The sequence below is a fragment of the Keratinibaculum paraultunense genome, from assembly GCF_016767175.1.
Classification (GTDB): Bacteria; Bacillota; Clostridia; order Tissierellales; family Tepidimicrobiaceae; genus Keratinibaculum; species Keratinibaculum paraultunense.
Genome location: NZ_CP068564.1, coordinates 333,389 through 359,446, shown reverse-complemented (window position 1 = coordinate 359,446; position 26,058 = coordinate 333,389). Strand labels below are relative to the sequence as shown.

The 26,058-nt window shown below is 28.9% G+C and carries 20 protein-coding genes and 1 pseudogene; 8 read left to right on the top strand and 13 right to left on the bottom strand.

All coding sequences use genetic code 11. From position 1 onward, the window contains the following. Window positions 1-11 precede the first annotated feature (11 nt). Entirely contained in the window at window positions 12-524 is a 513-nt protein-coding gene (cobO, locus tag JL105_RS01625) for a cob(I)yrinic acid a,c-diamide adenosyltransferase (RefSeq protein WP_132025370.1), read from the bottom strand. A 154-nt stretch (window positions 525-678) separates the two neighbouring features. Here cobO and JL105_RS01620 point away from each other — a divergent pair, with 154 nt between their 5' ends. The 6 genes from JL105_RS01620 (at window position 679) to nadE (ending at window position 6,691) form a co-directional block, all read left to right on the top strand. Further along, window positions 679-1,587 carry a YihY/virulence factor BrkB family protein gene (locus tag JL105_RS01620; protein ID WP_132025372.1) on the top strand — a complete coding sequence of 303 codons (909 nt, stop codon included), beginning with the start codon at window positions 679-681 and terminating at the stop codon, window positions 1,585-1,587. A gap of 218 nt (window positions 1,588-1,805) precedes the next feature. After that, window positions 1,806-2,066, top strand: a complete 261-nt coding sequence (locus JL105_RS01615) for a TM1266 family iron-only hydrogenase system putative regulator (RefSeq protein ID WP_132025374.1) — start codon at window positions 1,806-1,808, stop codon at window positions 2,064-2,066. Next, entirely contained in the window at window positions 2,063-3,097 is a 1,035-nt protein-coding gene (hydE, locus tag JL105_RS01610) for a [FeFe] hydrogenase H-cluster radical SAM maturase HydE (RefSeq protein ID WP_132025376.1), read from the top strand. The genes JL105_RS01615 and hydE overlap by 4 nt, the downstream gene beginning before the upstream one ends. A 14-nt stretch (window positions 3,098-3,111) precedes the next feature. Then, entirely contained in the window at window positions 3,112-4,527 is a 1,416-nt protein-coding gene (gene hydG, locus JL105_RS01605; RefSeq protein WP_132025378.1) for a [FeFe] hydrogenase H-cluster radical SAM maturase HydG, read from the top strand. Further along, window positions 4,520-5,692: a [FeFe] hydrogenase H-cluster maturation GTPase HydF gene (gene hydF / locus JL105_RS01600; protein WP_237722292.1), complete on the top strand. Its 1,173-nt coding sequence runs from the start codon at window positions 4,520-4,522 to the stop codon at window positions 5,690-5,692. The genes hydG and hydF overlap by 8 nt, the downstream gene beginning before the upstream one ends. Window positions 5,693-5,863: 171 nt before the next feature. Beyond that, window positions 5,864-6,691: an NAD(+) synthase gene (nadE, locus tag JL105_RS01595; protein WP_132025382.1), complete on the top strand. Its 828-nt coding sequence runs from the start codon at window positions 5,864-5,866 to the stop codon at window positions 6,689-6,691. A 36-nt stretch (window positions 6,692-6,727) separates the two neighbouring features. Here the strand turns inward: nadE and JL105_RS11655 are convergent. The 6 genes and pseudogenes from JL105_RS11655 to uvrB form a co-directional block, all read right to left on the bottom strand. Continuing rightward, window positions 6,728-6,802, bottom strand: a pseudogene (locus JL105_RS11655) (SEC-C metal-binding domain-containing protein); the annotation flags it as partial. 1,235 nt (window positions 6,803-8,037) lie between these two features. Next, window positions 8,038-9,819 carry an aminopeptidase P family protein gene (locus JL105_RS01585; protein WP_132025386.1) on the bottom strand — a complete coding sequence of 594 codons (1,782 nt, stop codon included), beginning with the start codon at window positions 9,817-9,819 and terminating at the stop codon, window positions 8,038-8,040. 28 nt (window positions 9,820-9,847) lie between these two features. Further along, window positions 9,848-10,924, bottom strand: coding sequence for an ethanolamine utilization protein EutH (eutH, locus tag JL105_RS01580; protein WP_132025388.1), 1,077 nt, complete (start codon window positions 10,922-10,924; stop codon window positions 9,848-9,850). 158 nt (window positions 10,925-11,082) lie between these two features. Next, window positions 11,083-11,526: an OsmC family protein gene (locus JL105_RS01575; RefSeq protein ID WP_132025390.1), complete on the bottom strand. Its 444-nt coding sequence runs from the start codon at window positions 11,524-11,526 to the stop codon at window positions 11,083-11,085. A 126-nt stretch (window positions 11,527-11,652) separates the two neighbouring features. Next, window positions 11,653-14,469, bottom strand: coding sequence for an excinuclease ABC subunit UvrA (uvrA, locus tag JL105_RS01570; protein ID WP_132025392.1), 2,817 nt, complete (start codon window positions 14,467-14,469; stop codon window positions 11,653-11,655). A gap of 36 nt (window positions 14,470-14,505) precedes the next feature. Further along, complete coding sequence (gene uvrB / locus JL105_RS01565) at window positions 14,506-16,485, bottom strand: excinuclease ABC subunit UvrB (RefSeq protein ID WP_132025394.1); 1,980 nt, start codon at window positions 16,483-16,485, stop codon at window positions 14,506-14,508. Between the two features lie 147 nt (window positions 16,486-16,632). On the opposite strand from uvrB, the gene JL105_RS01560 reads away from it, so the two are divergent. After that, complete coding sequence (locus tag JL105_RS01560) at window positions 16,633-18,228, top strand: hypothetical protein (RefSeq protein WP_132025396.1); 1,596 nt, start codon at window positions 16,633-16,635, stop codon at window positions 18,226-18,228. A 20-nt stretch (window positions 18,229-18,248) separates the two neighbouring features. Here JL105_RS01560 and JL105_RS01555 read toward each other — a convergent pair whose 3' ends face one another. From JL105_RS01555 to ftsE, 5 genes are all read right to left on the bottom strand, one after another. After that, window positions 18,249-19,412, bottom strand: coding sequence for a PDZ domain-containing protein (locus JL105_RS01555; RefSeq protein WP_132025398.1), 1,164 nt, complete (start codon window positions 19,410-19,412; stop codon window positions 18,249-18,251). A 24-nt stretch (window positions 19,413-19,436) separates the two neighbouring features. Beyond that, window positions 19,437-20,660 carry a S41 family peptidase gene (locus tag JL105_RS01550; RefSeq protein WP_132025400.1) on the bottom strand — a complete coding sequence of 408 codons (1,224 nt, stop codon included), beginning with the start codon at window positions 20,658-20,660 and terminating at the stop codon, window positions 19,437-19,439. 92 nt (window positions 20,661-20,752) lie between these two features. Then, complete coding sequence (locus JL105_RS01545; protein WP_237722291.1) at window positions 20,753-21,892, bottom strand: murein hydrolase activator EnvC family protein; 1,140 nt, start codon at window positions 21,890-21,892, stop codon at window positions 20,753-20,755. A 16-nt stretch (window positions 21,893-21,908) separates the two neighbouring features. Next, window positions 21,909-22,811 carry a permease-like cell division protein FtsX gene (ftsX, locus tag JL105_RS01540; protein ID WP_132025404.1) on the bottom strand — a complete coding sequence of 301 codons (903 nt, stop codon included), beginning with the start codon at window positions 22,809-22,811 and terminating at the stop codon, window positions 21,909-21,911. Continuing rightward, the gene (gene ftsE, locus JL105_RS01535; protein ID WP_132025406.1) at window positions 22,786-23,481 is read right to left on the bottom strand and encodes a cell division ATP-binding protein FtsE; all 696 of its coding nucleotides are present in this window, start codon (window positions 23,479-23,481) and stop codon (window positions 22,786-22,788) included. The genes ftsX and ftsE overlap by 26 nt, the downstream gene beginning before the upstream one ends. A 285-nt stretch (window positions 23,482-23,766) precedes the next feature. Here ftsE and JL105_RS01530 point away from each other — a divergent pair, with 285 nt between their 5' ends. Further along, window positions 23,767-24,954 carry a coenzyme F420-0:L-glutamate ligase gene (locus JL105_RS01530; protein WP_132025408.1) on the top strand — a complete coding sequence of 396 codons (1,188 nt, stop codon included), beginning with the start codon at window positions 23,767-23,769 and terminating at the stop codon, window positions 24,952-24,954. Window positions 24,955-24,978: 24 nt separating this feature from the next. Here JL105_RS01530 and JL105_RS01525 read toward each other — a convergent pair whose 3' ends face one another. After that, complete coding sequence (locus tag JL105_RS01525; protein WP_158279963.1) at window positions 24,979-26,040, bottom strand: AI-2E family transporter; 1,062 nt, start codon at window positions 26,038-26,040, stop codon at window positions 24,979-24,981. Window positions 26,041-26,058: the final 18 nt, after the last annotated feature.

Genomic DNA, 26,058 nt, shown 5'->3' with positions numbered 1-26,058 from the left:
TTTTTCATATATTAATATTCTACCCCTTTTCTAGCTTCTACTCCTTGATTATAGTAATGTTTAATTTCTACCATTTCTGTTACCAAGTCTGCCTTATCTATTAATTCCTTTGGTGCATATCTGCCAGTAATAACTACCTCTACATTCTCTTTCTTATTGTCTAAAATCTCTAGTACCTCCTGAACTTGAAACAAATTATAATAAAGGGCAATATTTAATTCATCCAGTATAACTACATCCCATTCCCCTTCTTTTAACACTTCTCTGCAAATATCTAAACCTTGACGAGCAGCTAATATATCCTCTTCTGTGGGTTCATTATAAATAAAACAATCTCTACCGAATTGATATATTTTTATATTTGGTATGTAATCTGGTAACTTTAATTCGCTATATTCCATCCCTTTTATAAATTGCCCAATAAACACTTTCTTATCAGCAAGAGCTGCCCTTACTGCTAAACCTAAACTAGCAGTAGTTTTACCCTTACCATTACCTGTATATATATGTATATATCCTTTCATGTTCTTTATCCCTCCATTTGGATAAAATTATTTTTATAAAATACCTCTATGGTAATACTATATATAGAAATAATAATATTAGCAATATTATTACATTTTGAATTTCTGCATTTTCTTTAATCATAGATAAATAAATTTAAAGGTGGTATGAAATTTGAAATTAATATATAATCTTAAAAATAATGTAAGTAAACATAAAAATAAAAAATGGTATAGATTTTTAGAGGAACTTTTATGTCGAATAAAAGAAGATGAAGTAACAGCTATAGGCGGACAGCTTACATATTTTTTAATACTATCCATATTCCCTTTTTTAATATTCTTTCTTAATCTATTAAGCTATACCTCCATTACTCAAAAAGGAATACTAAGTAATCTATTGATTGTACTTCCTATAGAAACTCAAATTTTACTTGAAAGTATAATAAATGAAATTATGAATTCTAGTTCTCAAACACTACTATCTTTGGGAATAATTCTTACTATATGGACTGGTTCTTTAGGAATAACATCCATAATAAGAGCAGTAAATAAAGCATATAATGTGAAGAAAAAAAGACCTTACTGGCGCCTTAAAGGGTTATCTATTCTATTTACTATAATACTAGCCTTGTTATTAATGTTAGTATTAACCATGCTAGTGTTTGGTGAAATAATAGGGAAAAAAATATTTGCATATTTAGGAGCTACACATGTTTTTTATTATATATGGGAACTTTTAAGGATTATAATTCCTTTCATATCTATGATACTTATATTTGCTTTAATATATAAGTTAAGCCCTACTCCCGAAGAAGGACTGAATATAAAATTTAGTCAAACCTTACCTGGCGCTATTTTTACAACTACAGGGTGGATCATAGCTTCAATGATATTTTCCATATATGTAAACAATTTTGCCAACTACTCCAAAACCTATGGTAGTATTGGGGGAATTATAGTACTGCTACTATGGCTATATATAACAAGTATAATGATAGTACTAGGTGGAGAAATAAATGGAGCCTATGCTTCCATAACAAAAGGTACAGGAGTAAAAGATTGTGATGAAGAAGGAAAATAAAAATAACTATTATTGACTTTACACATTATTGTTGTTAATATTATATCAAGATACAATATACATATCCAATTATTTTGAGGGAAACCTTAACTTAATTGGAATACAAGCAAACTAATACCTAACAGATATAGAGCAATCTATTCTGAAAGGGACTTAGGATTAGAAAATATACCTAACTTCCTTTCGAGGAAGTTTTTTATTTAGAAAGGAGGATTTTTTTGAAAAAAAGAATAGCTATTATAAGTGCTATATTAGAAGAACCGGAGAAGATACAATTTGATTTTAATAAATTAATTTCAAATTATAAAGATATTGTCAGAGGAAGAATGGGAATCCCTTTTCATGAAGATAATATATCTGTAATTTGTATTATAGTTGTAGGAACGCTAGATGAAATAAATAGCCTTACAGGAAAACTTGGAAATTTAGATAATTGTATAGTTAAAACTTCTATATCTAAAAAGGAAATAGATAGATGAAAAAATTATTAAGAAAATTATATGATGAAAACAATTTAAAAAGAGAAGAAATAATATATTTACTAAATAATATAACTAAAGATATGTACCCTATAATATTTGAAATGGCTCAAAATACTGTAAAAAATATATATGGAAATAGAATATTTATAAGAGGTCTTATGGAGTTTTCTAATTATTGTAGAAATAACTGTATATATTGTGGCATAAGAAAAGACAACAAATATGTAGATAGATATAGATTATCAAAAGATGAAATTATTTATTCCCTTGAAGAGGCTCATTATTTAGGCTATAGAACCTTTGTGCTTCAAAGTGGTGAAGATATGTATTATACAAGTGAACTTATGGTGGAAATTATACAAGAAATTAAAACTAAATTTCCTGATACTGCTTTAACTCTATCCATTGGAGAAAGAGATTTTTATGAATATGAAATGTTTTTTAATGCAGGAGTTGATAGATTCTTGCTCCGTCACGAAACAGCTACACCAAATTTATATAGTATGCTTCATCCTAATATGAGCTTTGAAAACAGAAAAGCATGCCTTTATAATCTAAAAAAACTAGGCTATCAAGTAGGAGCAGGATTTATAGTTGGTCTTCCTTATGAAGATAATGAAGTTATAGCAGACAATCTTTTATTTTTAAAAGAATTAAATCCTGAAATGATAGGAATTGGTCCCTTAGTTCCTCATCCCCAAACTCCTCTCCATCGTATGAAACCTGGTTCTGTTCAAAAAACATTACTGTTTATAGCTTTAACAAGACTATTTGTACCAAAAGCTTTGATGCCAGTAACAACTGCTTTAAATACCCTTGATGAAGATGGAATTGAAAAAGGGATCAAAGCTGGAGGTAATGTACTAATGCTAAATCTTTCCCCTATTCATGTAAGAAATAAATATGAAATTTATAAAAACAAAGAATCTAGAGATGTTAGTGAAATTAAAAGTATTGAAAAAAGAATTAACAATATTGGTTATATTATTGATATGAGTCGTGGAGACCATATAGACTGGTTAAAATAAAGGAGGAAACCATTATGTATAATTTTAAAACTTATGATAAAGATTTTATAAATGATCAAGAGATATTTGACCTTCTTGAAAAAGGGAAAAATCCAGACCCAGCAGAAATAAGAAATATAATTGCCAAATCCCTTGATAAAGTAAGACTTGAACCTCAAGAAACAGCAAAACTCCTTCAAGTTGAAGATCCTGATCTATTAGAAGAAATATTTGAAGCTGCAAGAAAGTTAAAACAAGAAATATATGGAAATAGGATTGTGTTTTTTGCACCACTATACATTGGAAATAAATGTGTAAACAATTGCCTATACTGTGGATTTAGAAAAGATAATGATGCTATAGTTAGAAAAACTCTAACAGCAGAAGAATTAAAAGAACAAGTAGAAATTTTAGAAAGCAAAGGTCACAAAAGATTAATACTTGTTTATGGTGAGCATACTTGCTATGATGCTGATTTTATTGCCGAAACTATAAATATAGTATATGAAACTAAAAAAGATAAAGGTGAAATAAGAAGAGTAAATATAAATGCAGCCCCTATGGATGTAGAAGGCTATAAAAAATTAAAAGAAGCAGGAATAGGTACATTCCAAATATTTCAAGAAACTTATAATCATGATATATACAAAAAACTACATCCTCAAAATACCATTAAAGGAGATTATTCTTGGAGATTGTATGGATTAGATAGAGCTATGGAAGCTGGAATTGACGATGTGGGAATTGGAGCACTATTTGGTCTATATTACTGGAAATTTGAAGTTATGGGATTATTATTCCACACAATCCATCTAGAAGAAACCTTTGGAGTAGGACCTCATACCATATCATTTCCAAGAATAGAACCCGCTATAAACACAGAATTCTACGACCAAACAAAATACAAAGTATCCGATGAAGACTTTAAAAAAATAATATCTATAATTCGTCTTTCAGTACCATATACTGGTATGATATTAACTGCTAGAGAAAGTCCCGAAGTTAGAAAAGAGATGATTCCTCTTGGAATATCTCAAATAGATGCTGGCTCAAGAATTGGAATTGGTGGATATAAAAAAGATGACTATATACCTGAAAAAGAACAGTTTCAACTTGGGGATATGCGTTCTTTAGATGAAGTAATAAAGGAAATGTGCGATTTTGGATATTTAACATCCTTCTGTACTGCCTGCTATAGATCTGGTAGAACTGGAGATGAGTTCATGGATATAGCAAAACCAGGAAATATTCAAAACTTCTGTATACCTAATGGAATATTAACCTTTAAAGAATATTTATTAGACTATGCTTCAGAAGAAACAAGAAAAGCTGGAGAAAAATTAATTGAATGTGAACTTGAAAAAATAGAAAATACAAATCCTGAAAAGAAAAAAATGATTGAAGAAAAATTAAAATTAATAGATGAGGGTAAAAGGGATGTTTATGTATAAACCTACAATATCCATATATGGAAAGAGGAATGCTGGAAAATCTTCACTACTAAATGCCATAACAGAACAAGAAGTTTCCATTGTAAGCTCCATAGAAGGAACTACTACAGATCCTGTTAAAAAATCTATGGAATTGACTCCAGTAGGACCTGTTGTATTTATAGATACAGCAGGTATTGATGATAAAGGAGAACTAGGTAATTTAAGAATTAAAAAAAGCCTAGATACTGCAAGGAGAACTAATATAGCAATATATGTAATGGATATATTGGATATTGACAAAGAATATCTAAACAATATGGAAATATTATTTAAAAAATATAATATACCATATATTTTAGTCATAAATAAAATAGATATGGTAGATGAAAATTATATAGATAAATTAAAATTGGAATATCCCCATGGCATATTTGTATCATCTACTAAAAGAATAAATATAGATAAATTAAAACAAGAATTAATAAAAAAGATAGAAGAAGTAGAAGCTGATCCTCCCATCGTTGGAGATTTAGTTCCTTATAATGGAAAAGTTATACTTGTTGTACCAATAGACAAACAAGCACCTAAAGGAAGGCTTATACTTCCTCAAGTTCAAGTAATAAGGGATTGTATAGATAATGGAATAAAATGCTATGTATTAAGAGATACAGAACTTAAAAGTGGATTAGAAGATTTAGAAGATGTAGATTTAGTTATAACAGATTCACAGATATTTAAAAAAGTAGATAAAATAGTACCTAAAGATATAAAATTGACTTCTTTTTCAATCTTATTTGCTAGACACAAAGGTGATTTAAAAAAATTGGTAGATGGTGTAAAAACTATAAATACATTAAAAAATAACGACAATATACTTATAGCTGAAAACTGTACCCATAATACTACTCACGAAGACATAGGGAGAGTAAAAATTCCCACTCTCCTTCAGAAAAAAACAGGCAAAAAATTAAATTTCCATTTCAAAACTGGATATGATTTTAGTGAAAATCTAGAAAAATATAGTTTAGTAATTCACTGTGGTGGATGTATGGTAAATAGAAAGGAAATACAAAGTAGAATTATGTTATGTAATGAAAAACAAGTTCCAATCACCAACTATGGGGTACTTCTTGCTTATTTAAATGATATATTAGATAGAACTTTAGAAATATTTGATTATTAGTTTTATAAACAATTTTATAAATATATTTTTGTTTACAATTAAGATAAAGGAATATTATTATATATTCTATGATTCCCTATATTTTTAGTTATTCATTATTGATATATCATAGCTTACTTATGTCTATTAAGGGTAGTTATATATTATAATACAATATTGGAGGAATTAAATATGGAAGAAATAAAAAATTTTATTAAAACTAATATAGAAAAATATATGTTCAATGGAGCGGTGATTGGTATAAGTGGCGGACTTGACTCAGCTGTAGTGGGAAAGCTTTTAGTAGACTCCATAGGTAGAGACAAAGTATATGGTCTAATACTTCCTGAAAGGGATTCAAGCCCTGAAACTGTAGATGATGCTAAACTAGTATGTGATTATTTGGGAATAGAATATAAAATAATAAATATAACTGGAATATTGAGAAAACTAGGAATATATTCTTTAAAACCTCCTGCCTTCCCTTTTCCAAAGTCAGTCCAAAGTATATATTCTAGAAATATATGGAGAAAAGAAAAAAATCCATTCATCCAAGATTTAACTACTCAAGGAGATGAAAAATTTCTAGAAGCCTTAGCTTATTATCGTACTAAGCCAAGAATAAGGTCTACTGTATTATACTTTGAAGCAGAAAAAATAAACTATGCTGTAATTGGTTGCATCAATAAAACTGAATATACTATAGGTTTTTATACTAAATGGGGAGATGAAGCATGTGATATTGAACCTATACGCCATCTATATAAAACTGAGGTACTTGAGTTAGCTAAAAAATTAAACATACCTCAAAAGATAATTGATAAAAAACCTAGTCCAGATATAGCTCCTGGAATTACTGATGAATTTGCACTAGGAATAGACTATGCTGAACTAGATAGAATACTTATGAAAATAGAAAGAAAAGAGGATTTGTCTTCTGAGAATGAAGATAGCGTAGAAAAAATTAAAGAAATGTTAAAATTTAAAGATTTTAGAGAAGCTAAACAATTACATTTATAAAATTAAAAAATAATAAGCTGAGGAATAATTCTCAGCTTATTTCTTACCACAGCACTTTTTATATTTTTTCCCACTCCCACAAGGGCAAGGATCATTCGGACTAATTTTTTTCTTTGTCTTAATATCTATTATATTAGTGTTACCAGATTCTAAATTAGCATTATAATTTGATACTTCTTCAGGAGTAAATCCTTTTAATATCCACATTCTAGTATTATTATTAATATCCATAAGCATTTGTCCCATAGTTTGTAATTCCTTTATAGTATCTATTTCAAATATAGATTGCATTTCTTCAATTATATCTTCAAATGTAAAATCTTTGTTTATAATAAAATAAATTAATCTTAAAATTTCATCCATTTCTTCATCATCAATATCATATAATGACTTTATATATTGAGAAAATTTCGCAGTTTGAGGAGTTTTATATACAAAATCCTCTTTTGCTGCATCCAATAATTCCTCTTTTTTAAAAGGGTAATATGGTATATTTGCTCTTAAATTTTGTTCTTCAATAATTCGATTTTCATCTATAATTAATATGTTTTTAAAGCCAAATTGAGTCTTCTCTATATATCCATGATAATTTATTGCCTCATTTAATATTAATAAAAACTGTAAAATATCACATTCCGTTTCAGTATATTCTTGTATTTTTTCTATCATTGTTTCTACATTCATATATCCATAGTAAAACAACATACCTGTAACGAGCTCTATCCATAAAGTATTTCTATTAACTATTTTTCTATATTCCAAAGTATCATAGGCTTTAAAAACTTCCATTAGCTCTATTGGCATAGCTAATATTTTTTCACCATTTAATAAACCGCTAAATATCAATCCATAGCTCCTTAAATAATATATCTTACTTACATCTATATCTGTATCTGTAACTTTAATATAGCCATTATTCATAATTATTTTCTTTAATAAATTATATCTTTCCTTATCAAATGTATTTAATATGACCTCAATTTTTTTAGGCATAAGCTCAACAAGTCTTTTGGAAAGTTCATCTTTATTTAAAGTACTTAAACCTTTTAAATTTAATTTTTTACGTATACTCGTCATTTCATTTTTAGTAAGGGTATTTATTGCTTTATCCAAAGTTAAAGGTACTTCCAATACATATTTAAATAAGTCTTTCTCTTTGCTTTTTATAAAATCAATTAAACCTTCTTCCATGCTTTCCATAATTTCCAAAATAAGATCTTCAAAATCATTATCACTCATAATCAATTTTCCTTTCATAATAAGGGCTATCTATTTATTGACAGCCCTTATTTAATTCTTTATTTTATCTTAATATATCCCCTAACAAAAATATCATTTAATATATATTATATACTTCTAGTTTGTTCTTTTAACCACTCTTTTTCTTCTTCATTTAAATAAGGAGACAATTTTTCGTATACTTGTTTATGATACTTATTTAGCCATTTTCTTTCTTCTTCTGTTAATAGTTCTACATCTATTCCATCTAAATCTATAGGGCAGTAAGATAAGACTTCAAATTTCATAAATTGTCCTGAATCTGTATTTATATCTTTTTCAATGACAGCTACATTTTCAATCCTAATTCCATGTTTTCCTTCTTTATAAACTCCTGGTTCTACTGTTACAATCATACCTTCTTCTAAAGTTACTGTATTTGGTCTACTAGAAATACTATGAGGACCTTCGTGAACACTTAATAAAAATCCCACTCCATGTCCAGTTCCACATTTATAATCTAAACCTTCTTGCCACAATGGATATCTAGCTAATGTATCTAAGTTGGAACCTGTTGAACCATATAAAAATCTTGCATTGATTAAATTTATATGCCCTTTCAATGTAAGGGTAAAATCTCTTTTTTCTTCTTCTGTTATATTTCCTAATACAATAGTCCTAGTAATATCTGTAGTTCCATCAAAATACTGACCACCAGAATCTACTAAAAACATTTTCTCCTTTTTTAACTTGTAATTTGATTTTCCCTCTTCTGCTTTATAATGCATCATAGCTGCATTTTCTTTATATGCAGCAATAGTATCAAAACTTGGTTCAATAAATCCTTCCTGTTCTTTTCTAAATTCTTCTAATTTTTCTGCAGCAGATACTTCAGTAATCTCCATCTTTCCTACATTTTTATCTAGCCAATACATAAACTTTACTAATGCAACTCCATCTTTAATATAAGCATTTCTCTGATTTTTTATTTCCACATCATTTTTTATAGCTTTTAACTTTGTAGTTATATTTGTACCTTCAATTATTTCACAATCTTCAGGTATCCCCTTGTAAAGCCATCTATTTATCATTGCCGGATCTAAAAATATCTTGCTTCCTTTTTCTATATTTCCCACATACTCTTTTACTTTATTATATTCCTCGATCTCTACTCCATTTTCATTTAAATGTTTCCTAACCTCATCATCTATTTTATCACTATCTACAAATAACCATGCGTTATCCATTGAAATCAATGCATAAGAAATAACTACTGGGTTATTTTTTACATCTCTTCCTCTAATGTTATAAAGCCATGCTATATCATCAAGGCTTCCTATTAAAAAATGAGTAGCTCCTTCTTTGTCCATCTCTTTTCTTACTTCTTCTATCTTCTGTTTAGCAGTTTTACCTGCATATTTTACATCATGAACAAAAACCTTGCTCTTTGGAGGTTCAGGTCTATCAGCCCATAATTCTCCAACTAAATCATATTCATCTACCAATTTAATTCCTTTTTTCCCAAGTTCTTTTTCTAACTTTTCTGCATCTTTTTGAGCATAAGTTTTTCCATCAAATCCTACTGTATCTCCTTCTTTTAAATTATCTTTAAGCCATTCAATATAAGTTGGAAAACCTGGAATACCTATTTTATATAACTTAATCCCGCTATCTTTTAATTCTTTTTCTGCTTGAATAAAGTACCTGCCATCAGTCCAAAGAATTGCCTCATCCTCTGTTACTACCACAGTACCAGCTGAACCTGTAAAACCAGAAATCCATACCCTTGTTTTATAATGATCTGCTAAATACTCTGATTGATGAGGATCAGATGTTGGAATTATGTAAGCTGTAATTCCTCTTTGTTTCATCAATTTTCTTAAATTATTTATCCTTTCTTTTACTTCCATATTAAAACCTCCTATTGATTTAATTATTTTACAATTTTTCTTCTGAAACTACTAATTGATTAGCTAGTACAATACTAGATATACCTGCAGATAACTTTGCCAATATAAAAGGTATAATCATATCTTTAGATATAGTTGTTATGTATCCTAACTGCCCGCCAAAAGTAAAAGCTCCACTAACAGCAAAAGCTGCATTCATAACCTTACCTTTATTATCCATTTTATCATATATTCCAATCATAGGAACACAATTAGCTAAAGAAGTAATTATTCCTAAACAAGAAAATTCATTTATACCCAACTTTTTTGATATATTATTAAGTGGCTTATTCATTATCTTATAAATAAAATGAAAAAAAGGATAAGCACCTGATAATATCACTACTATTTTCCCTATAATTGTTAACCCTTCTTCGAAAAGCATCATATTAGAAATTAATTTTATATTAAATATAAAACCTAATATGCTTATCAAAAGACCAATAGTACTTATTGCTATAATAATTTTCCCAATTATAACAAATACACGAATCATTTTCTGTTGAAATTTTACAAGTCCTATTGCTATTATTATTGCTAAAACTACTACAGGGATTAAATTTATGAATATGTACTTATATTCTAATTTCATAGCTATTCCACCAATTAACATACCTATTGGAATAGTTATTATACCTGCTAATATACCCTTTGCAAAATAAGCGAAGTCTTCTTCAGCTATCATATTTATAGCTATAGGAATAGTAAATGATACTGTTGCTCCCATCATAGATGATAATATTAAACCAGTAAATTTAGCTATATTTTGATCTTTAGCCACTCCAACACTAATAGCATATCCTCCCATATCTATTGCCAATATACTCGATGTAAATACTGAAGGATCTGCATGAGTAATTTTAGATAAATAAGACAATATTGGCATAAGAAATTGTGCAATTGCTGGTGCTAAGCTGATAATCCCTATCATGGAAAGAACTAGTCCTCCCATAGCTTCAAAGCCTTCTTCAAATTTACGACCTAATCCGTACTTATTATTAAGTAGTTTGTCTATGCCTCCGATAATAGAAAATATGACCATAACCCATAAAACTATATCACTCATAAAACACCCCAACTTTAGAATATATTAATAGAATATATTAATAACAATTTTTATTATATTACAAATTAATAATAATGTGAACTACATAATAATATTTATCTAAAAGAAGTCCCTGAAATTTCACGGACCTCTTTTAGATAATTAAATCTTTTAATATACTATCTTTCTATTTTCAATTCAGTAACCATCTTTGGTGAATTAGTTAATGTATCTGCTACTGGGCAAGTTCTATCTATAAATTCAACAAATTTTTCTATATCTTCTTTTGGTGAACTAGATTTAATATATATTTTAGATCTTATTTCTGAAAGACCAATTTTTGCATCTTTATTTTTCCCCATAAACCCATCTGGATCTAAATCACCTTCTACTTCTACTCGAAAATCTTGCAAATCTATTCTATGAGCTTTTGCAAAACATCTTGCTACTATACATTTACAAGCACCAAGTGCACATAAAACTGCTTCTACTGGATTCATCCCCGTATCAGTTCCACCTAATTCTTTTGGTTCATCCAATATAATAGTATGGTCTCTAGCCACACATTCAACTCTCATGCCATCTGTTAATTGGGCAGTACTTTTAAAAACTTCTATAGCCATTTTAAAACCTCCCTATTGCGAATTTTACTTGCAAGTTCAGTATATTATTAATATACAAGTATGTCAATATCTTTAAATTGCCTATAATAAACTCAATGGTATATTTAATATACTTAAAGAACTTTTTTATAATATTTCTTTCAAAAACTGCCCCGTATAGGATTCTTCTACTTTTGCTATTTCTTCTGGTGCTCCAGTGGCTACTACAGTTCCTCCCTTGTCTCCTCCTTCTGGTCCTAAATCAATTATATAATCTGCAGTCTTTATTACATCTAAATTATGTTCTATTACTATTACTGTATTCCCTCCTTCTACTAATTGATTTAATACTTTTATAAGCTTATGAATATCTGCCATATGAAGCCCTGTAGTAGGTTCATCTAATATATATACAGTCTTTCCTGTACTTCTTTTACTTAATTCAGTAGCTAATTTAACCCTTTGAGCTTCTCCGCCTGATAAATCTGTAGAAGATTGCCCTAACTTTATATATCCCAATCCTACATCATACAATGTTTGCAGTTTCCTTTTAATTCTAGGAATATTTTCAAAAAACTCTAGAGCTTCTTCTACAGTCATATCTAATATATCTGCAATTGTTTTTCCTTTATATTTAACCTGTAAAGTCTCTCTGTTATACCTTTTCCCTTTACATACTTCACAAGGAACATATACATCTGGAAGAAAGTGCATTTCTACTTTTAGTATTCCATCTCCCTTACATGCTTCACATCTTCCTCCCTTTACATTAAAGCTAAATCTTCCTTTATCATAACCTCTCATTTTAGCTTCTGGGGTCATTGCAAATACTTCCCTTATATAATCAAACACTCCAGTATAGGTAGCTGGATTAGATCTAGGAGTTCTTCCAATAGGAGATTGGTCTATTACTATTACCTTGTCTAAATGTTCCAACCCCAGTATTTTTTTATGCTTTCCAGGCTTCACTTTAGCTCCATTCAATCTTTGTGCTAAACTTTTATATAGTATTTCATTAACTAAAGTACTTTTCCCTGAACCAGATACTCCTGTTACACAAGTAAACACTCCTAAAGGAATTTTTACATCTATGTTTTTTAAATTATTTTCTTTAGCTCCTTTTATTTCTAACCAATTCCCATTGGGCTTTTTCCTTTCTTTAGGTATTTCTATACTTTTAATGCCAGATAAATATTGACCTGTAATAGATTTTGGATTTTTCTTTATCTCCTCTATGGTACCCTCTGCCACTACATAACCTCCATGAATTCCGGCACCTGGTCCTATATCTACTATATAATCTGCATTATACATAGTACTTTCATCATGTTCTACAACTATTACTGTATTACCTAAATCTGTCAAATCTCTCAATGTTTTTAAAAGTTTTGCATTATCCCTTTGATGTAAACCAATACTTGGTTCATCTAATACATATATTACCCCTACTAAACTAGAACCTATTTGAGTGGCTAACCTAATTCTTTGAGATTCTCCTCCTGATAAAGTTCCTGCACTTCTAGACAAGGTTAGATACTCAAGTCCTACATCCCGTAAAAATGCTAATCTTTCTCTTATCTCTTTTAACACTTGTCGCCCTATTATTTGTTGCTTTTTATCAAGCTTTAAATTTTCAAAAAAATCTATAGCTTGGGTTATAGATAAATCTGTCACTTCTGCTATATTTAATCCATTTATTTTTACTGCTAATACTTCGTCTTTTAATCTTCTACCTTTACATGTAGGACAAGGTATTTCTGCCATATATTCATCAATCCAATTTCTTATATAATCGGAATTTGTCTCTCTATACCTTCTTTCAAGATTTGGAATTACCCCTTCAAATTTCCCTCTATAATTTCTTAAACCATTATAAGGGCTTTTAAATTGGAAGGATATAATCCTATTACTTCCATATAGCAATTCATCTATAAACTCATTAGGTGCATCTTTTAAAGGGGTATCCATATCAAATCCATGCTCTTGTGCTAAAGTCTTAAATATTTGATAATAATAACTGGATTTGTTGGAAGTGTTAAATGGAGCAATGCCTCCCTCATTTATACTTAAATCAGGATTTGGTATTACCAATTCTTGATCGATTTCTTTATGGTATCCAATACCATTACAATTAGGACATGCACCAAATGGAGAATTAAAAGAGAACATTCTAGGAGACATTTCTTCTATTACTACTCCACAATCTGGGCAAGCAAGTTTCTGGCTAAACATCATAGGCTCTCCATCTATTACATCTATCATTACTAATCCATCAGTAAGTTTCAATGCTATTTCTATAGAATCAGTCAATCTCCCTTCTATTCCTTCCTTTACTATTATCCTATCTACTACTATATAAATATCATGCTTTTTATTTTTTTCTAGCTTAATTTCATCTGTTACTTCATACATTTTATCATCTATTATTACTCTTATAAAACCTTCTTTTCTGATATTTTCAAGTACCCTTTGATGTTCACCCTTTTTACCCCTTACTACAGGGGCTAAAACCTGTATTCTAGTTCTTTCTTCTAATTTCATAATACTATCTACCATTTGATCTACTGTTTGGCTAGAAATTTCCTTACCACATTTATAACAATATGGAGTACCTATACGAGCATACAGTAATCTTAAATAATCGTATATTTCAGTCACAGTTCCCACTGTAGACCTAGGATTTCTACTGGTAGTCTTTTGATCTATAGATATAGAAGGAGATAAACCTTCTATATATTCTACATCTGGTTTATCCATCTGCCCTAAAAATTGACGTGCATAACTAGAAAGGCTCTCTACATATCTTCGTTGCCCTTCTGCATATATGGTATCAAAAGCTAAGGAAGACTTTCCTGAACCACTTATTCCAGTAATCACTATGAATTTGTTTCTAGGCAATTCTAAATCTATATTCTTTAAATTATGTTCCTTAGCACCTTTAATTATTATTTTATCATTTACCAATCACTTTTCACCTCTTCTTTTGCAAATAATTTAAAACTATTGTAGTCCTACATCTTGCATCTTTTTCAGTTGGATCATTCTATCTCTAAGTTCTGCTGCTTTTTCAAAATTTAACTCTTCAGCTGCTTTAAGCATAGCAACCCTTAGTGTTTCTATTGTTGCTTCCAATTCTTCTGCCGTAAATACTTCTTCCATGTATTTTTCTTCTTCTTCCAATGCAATAGTGGCTTCTATCACATCTCTTACTCCTTTTGTTATAGTCTTAGGAGTTATGCCATGTTTCTTGTTATATTCATTTTGTATTTTACGTCTTCTATTGGTTTCATCTATTGCTTTTTTCATAGATTTTGTTATAGTATCTGCATACATTATAACTTCACCTGATACATTTCTAGCTGCTCTACCTGTAGTTTGTATTAATGAAGTTTCAGATCTTAAGAAACCTTCCTTATCTGCATCCAATATTGCCACTAAAGATACTTCTGGCAAATCTAATCCTTCCCGTAATAGATTTATACCCACTAGCACATCATATTTCCCTAAACGTAAATCTCTTATAATCTCCATACGTTCTATTGTATCTACATCAGAATGGAGATAAGTTACCTTTATCCCTATTTCTTTAAAATAACTAGTTAAATCTTCAGCCATTTTCTTGGTCAAAGTAGTTACCAATACTCTTTCATTTTTTTCTGATCGTTTTTTAATTTCTCCTACTAAATCGTCTATTTGATTTTTAGTATCCCTCACACTTATCTTTGGATCTAGTAAGCCTGTAGGACGTATAATCTGTTCTACTATCTGTTGAGAATGCTCTAATTCGTAAGGACCAGGCGTTGCAGATACAAATAATATTTGATTTATGTGTTCTTCAAATTCTTCAAATTTTAAAGGTCTATTATCTAAAGCTGAAGGAAGCCTAAATCCATATTCCACTAAATTCATCTTCCTCGATCTATCCCCTTCATACATACCCCTTATTTGAGGTATTGTCACATGAGATTCATCTACAATTATTAAAAAATCTTCAGGAAAATAATCTATTAATGTGTAAGGTCTACTTCCTGGTGCCCTGCCACTTAAATGTCTAGAATAATTTTCTATTCCTTGGCAAAATCCCATCTCCCTCAACATCTCTATATCATATCTGGTTCTCTGTTCCAACCTTTGAGCTTCTAATAATTTTTCCTGAGAACGTAATTCCCTAAGCCTTTCTTCTAATTCCTCTTCAATACTTATAATAGCCCTTTCAATCTTATCTTTAGAAGTAGCATAATGAGAAGCTGGGAATATGGAAACATGATTTCTCAATCCTATAATTTCTCCTGTTAAATAATTAACTTCTACTATTCTATCTATCTCATCTCCAAAAAACTCAACTCTAATAGTATTTTCGCTAGAGGAAGCAGGAAATATCTCTAATACATCTCCTCGTACCCTAAAAGTTCCTCTCACAAAATTTATATCATTTCTAATATATTGAATGTCTATTAATTTTTTTATTATTTCATCTCTATCCTTTACCATACCTGGTCTTAAAGAAATTACCATATTTTCATAATCAATTGGGTCCCCTAATCCATATATGCATGAAACACTAGCTACTATTATAACATCCCTTCTCTCAAATAAAGAAGCAGTAGCTGAATGCCTAAGTTTATCTATTTCTTCATTTATAGAAGCATCTTTTTCAATATAAGTATCTGTTTGAGGTACATATGCCTCTGGTTGATAATAATCATAGTAAGAAACAAAATATTCTACAGCATTTTCAGGGAAAAATTCTTTAAATTCACTGGCCAATTGATAAGCTAATGTTTTATTATGTGCAATTACTAAAGTAGGTCTTTGAACTTTTTCAATTATATTAGCCATAGTAAAAGTTTTTCCTGAACCAGTTACCCCTAATAAGGTTTGATATTTTAAATTATTCATTATGCCATTAGCTAATTTTTCTATAGCTTCTGGCTGATCCCCAGTAGGATTAAAAGTTGAATGAAGTTTAAACTTATTCATAGTACTCACCTCGTTTTGAACGCTTGTTCGCTCCATATAATAATTATATTATATAATATAAAAATGTCAAAAGTTTTTCGCATATAAAAATTTTTAATTGACAATTTAATTTTATATTATAAACTATTAAGGAAGGAGGATTATTTTATGAAAAAAATATTATTCCTTTTTTCAATTATAACATTAATAATAGTATCCACTACTGGTTGTAGTACTAACAAAAAAAATTCTTTTTTATTTACAAAGAATTTAGAAGAAAAACCTCTTAGCTATAAAATTGAAAAAATTGTACTCTCAAAAGGGTTTCAATCAATAGAACCTAATACTGAAATAATAAATAAAGGTAACAATTTGAAAATATTAGTAACTGTAGGTTTAATAGAATGTTCTGGAGTTACTATCGATAAAATAACTCAATCAGGTAACGATATAAATATATATATAGAACGTCTATTGGAGAAGGGTAAAACTCAATTATCCATTCCTCAAATTATGATATCAATAGATGAACCTACAATAGAAAAACTAGATAAGCTAAATTATAATATAATCAATCAAAATTATGAAACAATAACATTAAAATTTAATAAAAACCAAATTTTAAATAAAATATGTTCTCAATATAATATTTCTCCAAATACCATGCCAATAGTAAATTTAATAAAAAGAAACAATCAACTACTTTGGGATATATCTTTTAACAATATATTTGATAAAAAGAACTATAAATCTCCAATAATTAATTTTCATGTTAAAGTGGATGCTAATACTGGTAAAATATTAGATTCTAAAAAAGAAAATATATCAACCTATATAGATAATGGAACCATATTAGATTATGTACCTTCTAATCATCTGCTATATAAACAACAGATTGAAGATGAAGATAATATTTATGAAAAACTCTGGTATTATAATACAGAAAATGGGGAAAAGAAAAAATTATATACCTCAAAGGGTAAAATACAATCGGCAATTTTTAACCCAAATGCTGAATATATTTCATTAATTGAATTAAATGACGATAAAACAGATCTATATGTGATAAATATATTAGATGGAACTGCTTATAAAATAACTGCTGTAGACTGTATATATACTAATTTGATGAAATGGATAAATGAAAATACTCTTTTATTTATAGATAACAGTGGTTCTAAATCTACATTGTTAAGATATGATCTTGAAAAAAATAATACTACTGTACAATTTAATTTGGATATAAGCGTAGAAGATTTTGATGCTTTAGGAGATAATTTCCTATTTATTAAAAACAATGAAGACGAATCTCTAAATAAAACCATCTATTTCAAAAAAAAGGGAACAGAACTAAAAGAATTAGCTCAAGGATTTAAAGCAAACTTTTTCAACGAAAATTATGTAGTATATCTAAAAAATATTGAAAAAGAAGATAAAAATATTCTCCATGTATATGATATTGAAAAACAACAAGAAGTAAATAACTTGCTAGATTATGATATTGGTAATTACTTTAAACTTGATGAAGAAAACTTAATGTTAATTGAAAAAAATAATGGTCACAATAACTTTGCACTGAATAAATATAATATAGCTAATGGACATATAACTCCTATCGCAGATATAAATAGCAGTAAAATATTCTTTGATCCTTATAATGAAAGGTGTTATATAAGTTTAACACCTCCTGACGATATTGAAAAGGATAATATCATTTATTCAGTAAACATGAGTAATTTAAATATAATAGATAATAAAAATTAGAGGACTTGATATCAAGTCCTCTAATTTTTAAATCGTGCTTTCTTATTTTTAATTTTATCTAACCAATATTTAAAAGGAGTTTGTTTTTCTTCTACTATAATCCCATGTACAGGATATTTAGGCACAACTACCAATCCTAAATTTCTAATTCCTCTTTGATAATCCTTGTACTCTTTTGTAATTAAACCTTTTTCTATATCAAAAACTTCTATCCATATATATTTTGGTCTAAAGAATAAGATTTCTTCCATATCCTCTTTAGAATATATTCTATGCCCATTTATAGATAACAATATATCTCCTGGCTTTAAGCCCATAGTTTCTCCAATACTATTAGGGCAGCTATCTAATATTTTTAATCCATAATCACTAGCCTTAAACAAATACTTCCCACGTTCTTCTTCTCGTTTTCCTATCATTATAGTTATTTCATGACCTATAGGAGCAAATAAAGCTGCAATATATTTAAAAATAGGATAATTTACAGAAAGATTTGCAAATAAAAGAAGTATAATGCTAAATAAAGATAACCGTCCTGCAGTTTTTACAGTTTTTTTCTCAGGATAAGTGGTAAGTGCATAATCTCCATAGCCTAATATAGCTATAACAATTGCAGGATATATATAACTATTATTTATAAATACATTAAATGGAAGAGGCCAAAATCTATTCATCATAAAGCCTCCAACTATCTCTCCTTTTCTCTCTACAAATATGGGAATTTTGCTCCGTTTCCCATCTAACAAGATTAAAAAGCTTTCCACTAAATGTAGTACTCCAACTATAAACATAATACCTGATACATTTATATTTCCATATCCAATCACAAGACTTATTAGCGAAATAATCCCACCAGCATAGGAAAAGCAAATAAATCGTGAATCAATCAAAGAAAGTATTATGGCTAAAGGCAACATCAAATAGAAATCCTTTGGATTAATAGTAATACCTGAAAGAATTAATATTACACTCCCTAATATACCACCTATTAATCCAAATATTAAAGATATTAAAGTATTATACAAGGGAGATTTTCTATTCTCCCCTAAAATATTTCTTTCAATATTACTTATCTTTCTATATTGGAAATATATTATCCCAACTACAACCCAAAAAAAAGGAGATTTTAAAATGCTAAGTATATTACTTAATGAATAATATATTACTTGAAAAATAATATCCATAATAAATTCTCCTTAGCTTTCATATTATTGAATCATGTCTTTCATTTTCTCAATGGCTACTTTAAGTTGCGTATCCTTCTCTAAATTTTCTATCCCAATCTCATCCACACCTTCTGGTAAATCAACAACTATATTTGGCTCTATTCCTACACCATGTATACTAGTGCCATTGGGAGTAAAATATTCTGATACTGTTAATTTAAATCCAGAGCCATCAGATAATTGTTTAATTCTTTGAACTATTCCCTTACCAAAAGTTTTATTTCCAACAAGTATACCTCTGTTTCTATCCTTAATAGCTCCAGCTAATATTTCTGAAGCACTTGCACTTCCTTCATTCACTAATACCACTAAAGGTAAATCTACATGTTTCGCTGAAGATTTTTCATAAGTTCTTTCTCCATTTCTAGTTTCAGTATATACAACTATCCCTTCATCTAAAAATTCGTCAGCAATATCCACACAAACATCTAATAAACCTCCAGGATTATTTCTTAAATCCAATATAATCCCAGAAATCTTTTTATCCATAAGAGTTTTTAATTCCTTCTTAAAATCTTCATAAGTTAATTCATCAAAAGATGTAATCCTTATATAGCCAATATTATCTTCTAATATATCTGATTTTACAGTAACTAGCCTTATTTCTTCTCTTACTATTTCCATATCAATATATTCATTTTTCCCATCTTTATCTTTCCTTAATATAGTGATATTTACCTTTGTATTTGGCTTCCCCTTCATAAGCTTTGTTGCTTTATCCATATTATCTGCTGTAAACTCTTTACCTTCTACTTTAATTATCTTATCCCCTGTTTTAAGTCCTGCTCGTTCTCCTGGAGTACCTTCAATAGGAGCTACTACTGTTATCAAATTATCTTCTCCTGGAGTTATTATTACTCCTATGCCCCCATATACTCCTTTAGTATGTTCTGTAAAATCTTTAAATTCTTCTTTAGTCATATATACAGAATAAGGATCTTCTAACGCCTGAAACATTCCTTTTAATTGACCTTCCATTAAATTTTCTTCATCTACTTCTCTTAGAAAATAATTTTTAACATAAGATTCTAGACTCATAGCTTTAGAATATTTTTTATAAGAAGATATAAGTTGTTCATATTCCCCTTTTGGAATAATAACCTTATCTTTTTGCTTTATAGCTACCTTGTTAGTAAGACTAAAAGTAACTATATTAGTTACTAGTAATAATATAACTGTTATAGTTATAACTCTTTTTTTAGACATACTTTTCACCTCTTTTATTATGAATCATGTATTCTATTGTATTATTTTTACCTAAACATTATACCATATCACTATATGAAAAAAAGGGGAATTTATTCCCCTTTTAACCATGGTATTGGATCTACATAGGAACCATTTTTCCTAACTTCAAAATGCACATGCGGTCCTGTAGAAAATCCTGTACTTCCCACTTTAGCTATAGTGCTACCCTTAGATACTTGGGCTCCTTCGCCTACAACTAAAGAGGAATTATGACCATATAAAGTTACTATTCCACCACCATGATCTATCATTATAGCATTACCATATCCTCCTAAAGTTCCTGCATATATAACTGTACCATCCGCTGCAGCAATTACTGGAGTTCCTATAGGTGCAGGAATATCTATTCCCGTATGTAATTTTTTTACTTTAAATATTGGATGTATTCTATACCCAAAAGGTGAAGAAATCTTTGTGTGCCCAGGTACTGGCCAATTCATAGCTCCACCTGAATAAGGTCCTTCTACTCTTTGTAATTTTACTATTTGTGATTCAATATCTTTTGCCAATTTATTTAATTCATCATACTGTTCTTCTGCCGCTTCTAAATCTTTTTCCAATTGTGACATTAGAATTTCCTTAGATCTTGATGCACTCTGTAAATCTGCCTTTCTTGCACTTAGTTTTGATTTAGCTGCTTCAACAGAAGCCCTTTGAGCTTGTAATTCTACTTTTTTCTTTTCTATAATATCCCTTTGTTCTTTCATATATTTTAACAACTCTACATCGTGATTAGCAATAGATTGAATCATCTGTTTTCGAGATAAAAAATCACGTATATCTGCCGATGCTAATAAAACTTCCAAATAACCTACATTCCCATTCTTATACATAACCCTTAAACGAGAATTAAATGCATCTTGTTTATCTTCTATTTTAGCTTCTGCGTCCTCTAACTCTTTAATGGTTGTATCAATGTTTTGGTTCAACTTGTCCAATTCTTGTTCAACAATTTCTAATTCCTTAGCTGCCTCTTCCATTTCTTTATCCAACTGTTCTATTTGTGATTGTATATCTTTAGTTTTACCTTGTAAATCATTTATTTCTTTTTTCTTTCTATTAATTTCTTGAATTGTAGTTTTTTGTTTTTTCTTTAAACTATTTAAATTATTATCTGCAAATACTATAGCATAATTGAAAATAAGCACCAAAGCTAACAGCAGATATATAACTTTCTTATTTCTATGCATAAATATCCTTCCCCCTTTAAGCATTTAAAAATCTCTTTAGGGATAGTAAACTTCCTAATGCTCCAATCCCCATTCCAATTGCTATAAATATGATAGAAATATCCTTCATCAATGCAATTGGTGGAACTAAATATACAGTAAATAATACATATAATTTATCATTTACTGCATTGAAAAAGTATCTATAACCATAATTTACTATTAAAATAGATAAAAAGGCTCCTGCTAAACCAAATAATACACCTTCTATTATAAATGGTCCTCTTATATATCCATTAGTAGCTCCTACATACTTCATTATATTAATTTCTCTTTCTCTTGCTGTGACTGTAATCTTTATGGTATTTGATATTATAAATATAGATACTAATATAAGAATAGCAGTTATTATCAAACCTCCTCCTCTAACATATTTAGCCAACAATACTAATTTTTCTATAACATCTTGATAGTATTTAACTTCGTCTATACCTTCTAATTCCTTAATCTTATTGACTACTGAATCTGCATATTCTATTCCTTTAAGTTTTACTATAAAAGAGTTTTGCAATGGATTGGTTTCTAATCCTTCTAATAGATATGCATTTTCTCCCCAGTCTTCTTTCATTATCTCCATAGCTTGTTCTTTAGATTGATATATAACTGAAAGTACTCCTTCATTTGCTTTAGCTTGTTCTTCAATATAATCTAGCTGTTCATCAGTAATATCATCCTCCAAAAATATTTGTATCTCGTCAAATTTATTTTTAATTTCTATTACAACATTATTAATACTCAATACCATTATAAGTACTATTCCAAGTATAATCAACACAGCAGTAATCGAGCCAACAGAAGCTAGTCCCATTCCTCGATTACGCCACATACCTTGGAATCCTTGCTTTATCATATTTTTAAATATGCGAAATTTCATGCTCATACACACCCTTCTCCTCGTCTCTTACTATTTTCCCTGATTCAATAGCAATTACACGTTTTTTCATAACATCTACTATATCCTTTGCATGGGTTGCCATGAGTACTGTAGTTCCTCTCCTGTTTATATCTCTTAGAACCTCCATTATCCCCCAAGCAGTTTCTGGATCTAAATTTCCTGTAGGCTCATCTGCAATTAATATTGGAGGACTATTAACTATTGCTCTAGCTATAGCTACTCTTTGATGCTCCCCACCTGATAATTCATCAGGGTAGCAATACGCCTTTCTACTTAAATCTACCATGCTTAACACCATAGGTACGTTCCTTCTTATTTCTTTTGGATGCGCACCTACTATCTCCATAGCAAAAGCTATATTCTCATATACAGTTTTATTGGGCAATAATCTAAAATCTTGAAATACTACCCCAACTTTTCTCCTTATATAAGGGATCTTTCTATTTTTAACTTTAGTAATATCCGTATCACCTAAATATATTTTTCCTTCCGTTGGATCCTCTTCTTTAAGTATTAGTTTTATAATTGTTGATTTACCTGCTCCACTAGGACCTACTAAAAATACAAATTCTCCTTTTTTTATTGATAAATTAACATTAGATAATGCTTTTGCACCATTTTTATATTCTTTGCTTACATTGATAAACTGAATCAACTGTTTTCACCTCATTAGTATAAGAATAATCATCAATCTTATATCTCATGTATAAAATTATATCATAACTATTATAAAATTCTATTTTTATTTTTAAAATCCTCTTTTAAAAACTTTTTATTATATCCATTTTAATAATATATTATAATATAAAATGGGTAATAAATGAATAGTAAATTATGGTAAAACTGGACTAAAAAATAAAATACTTAAACAATTCCTATTAATTTTCCATAAAAATGATATAATATTAAAGGGTAATATAATTTTATAGGAGGAATTTTAATGGTAAGAACCGTTGGAACTACAGCAAGAGGTATAAGAGCACCAATAATAAAAAAAGGTGACGATTTAATCAATATAGTAATGGATTGCGTTTTAAATGCTGCTAAACAAGAAGGTTTCGAACTTGAAAATAAAGATATAATAGGCATTACTGAGTCTTTAGTAGCTAGGGCACAAGGAAACTATGCAACTGTAGATGATATAGCTAAAGACATATCTCAAAAATTTGATGGTGATATAGGTGTAGTATTCCCTATACTTAGTCGAAATAGATTTGCCATCATATTAAAAGGAATAGCTTTAACTGGTAAAAAAATTCATCTATTTCTTAAATATCCTTGTGATGAAGTAGGAAATCAACTAATGGATATAGATAAAATGGAGGAACTAGGAATTAATCCTTATACTGATATGCTAACAGAAAAAGAGTATAGAAAACTATTTGGCGAAAAAGTAGTCCATCCATTCACTGGAATAGATTATGTAAAAACATACAAAGATTTAGCAATTAATAATAATATAGAAATTTATCTATCAAATAACCCTAGTGACATACTAAATTATGTAGATGATGTTTTAGTTGCTAATATTCACGATAGAGAGCGAACTAAAAAAATTCTAAAAAAAGCTGGAGCAAGAAAAGTATATGGACTAGATGATATATTAACTCAACCCATAAATGGTAGTGGATACAATCCAGAATATGGGCTATTAGGTTCTAATCTAGCCTCAGAAAATGAAGTTAAACTGTTTCCAAGAGATTCTCAATATTATGTAGAAGAAATCCAAAAAAATATGTGGGAAAAACTAGGCAAAAAAATAGAAGTCTTAATATATGGAGATGGAGCTTTTAAAGATCCTGTAGGGAAAATATGGGAACTAGCTGACCCTACAGTATCCCCAGGCTATACTTCTGGTCTTGAAGGAACTCCTAATGAAATTAAATTAAAATATTTAGCTGATACAGAACTTAAGAATTTAGATGAAAAGAAAGCTCAAGAAATTATAAAAAATAAGATAAGTAATAAAGATAATAATCTAATAGGAAAAGAGGAATCCATGGGTACAACTCCTAGACGTTTAATCGATTTATTAGGTAGCCTATGTGATTTAGTAAGCGGTAGCGGTGATAAGGGAACCCCCATAGTACTTATACAAGGATATTTTGATAATTATGCTACAGAATAAAATGGGACGGAGATTAAATCCGTCCTATTTCTTATCTAAGGAAATTCTTTTTTGTTTAAATTGATTATCTATATATTTACTTACCAAAGATTTTACAACTGCAGCAATTGGTACTGCAAATAACATTCCCCAAACTCCAAAAAATCCGCCACCAATTATTATAGATAGTATAATCCAAAATGGTTTCAACCCCACTTGTATTCCAAGTATTTTAGGTCCTAAATAAAGTCCATCAAATTGTTGTAATAAAAATATAAATATCATAATTAACAAAGCTTTAAAAGGACTATAAAATAAAGTTATTATAATTGAAGGAATTGCACCAATAAATGGCCCAAAATAAGGAATCATATTGGTAATTCCTACTATTAAACTAATCAGCAATGCATAATGTACTCTCATTATGGAACAGCCTATAAAACACAATATTCCTATTATCAATGAATCTATCATTTTTCCTACAAAAAATTTAGAAAAAGCTTTTTGAGTTTCATCAAATATTTCTAATACCCTTGCTGCTTGTTTTATAGGAAAAACAGCATAAATTAACTTTTTAATATTTCTAACAAAATATTCTTTATCTTTTAATATATATATTGAAATAATAGAACCTAATATAAAATTAATTAAATTAGAAGTCCATGATAATAATTGAGATACTGTCTTGTTTAATATAGGAGTAATACTTTCACCTAATTTTAAAAATACATTATCTATTTCTGTTTTTATATTATCTAGAATTCCATAACTATCTATTCCTTTAAGATAATCAGGAGTCTTAGATAGCCATTCTTCTGTCTTAGCTGCATAATAAGGCAATTCTCTAGTTAAATTTTTAATACTATCTACTACTTTAGGAGTTATTATTGTAATAAAAAGCACAATTGTGCCATAAAATATTAAATATATTATGAGTATATTTACCCACCGCTTTAATTTAAAATTTTTTTCTAATATTTTTAGTAAAGTATTTAAGAAAAAAGCTATTATAAATGCCCATAAAAATGGCTTAGATACCTTTACTATAGTTTCAATAAGTTGCGTACTATCAATTGCTTTCCATATTAAAAGGGAAATAATCAACAATATAAAAAATTTTAAATA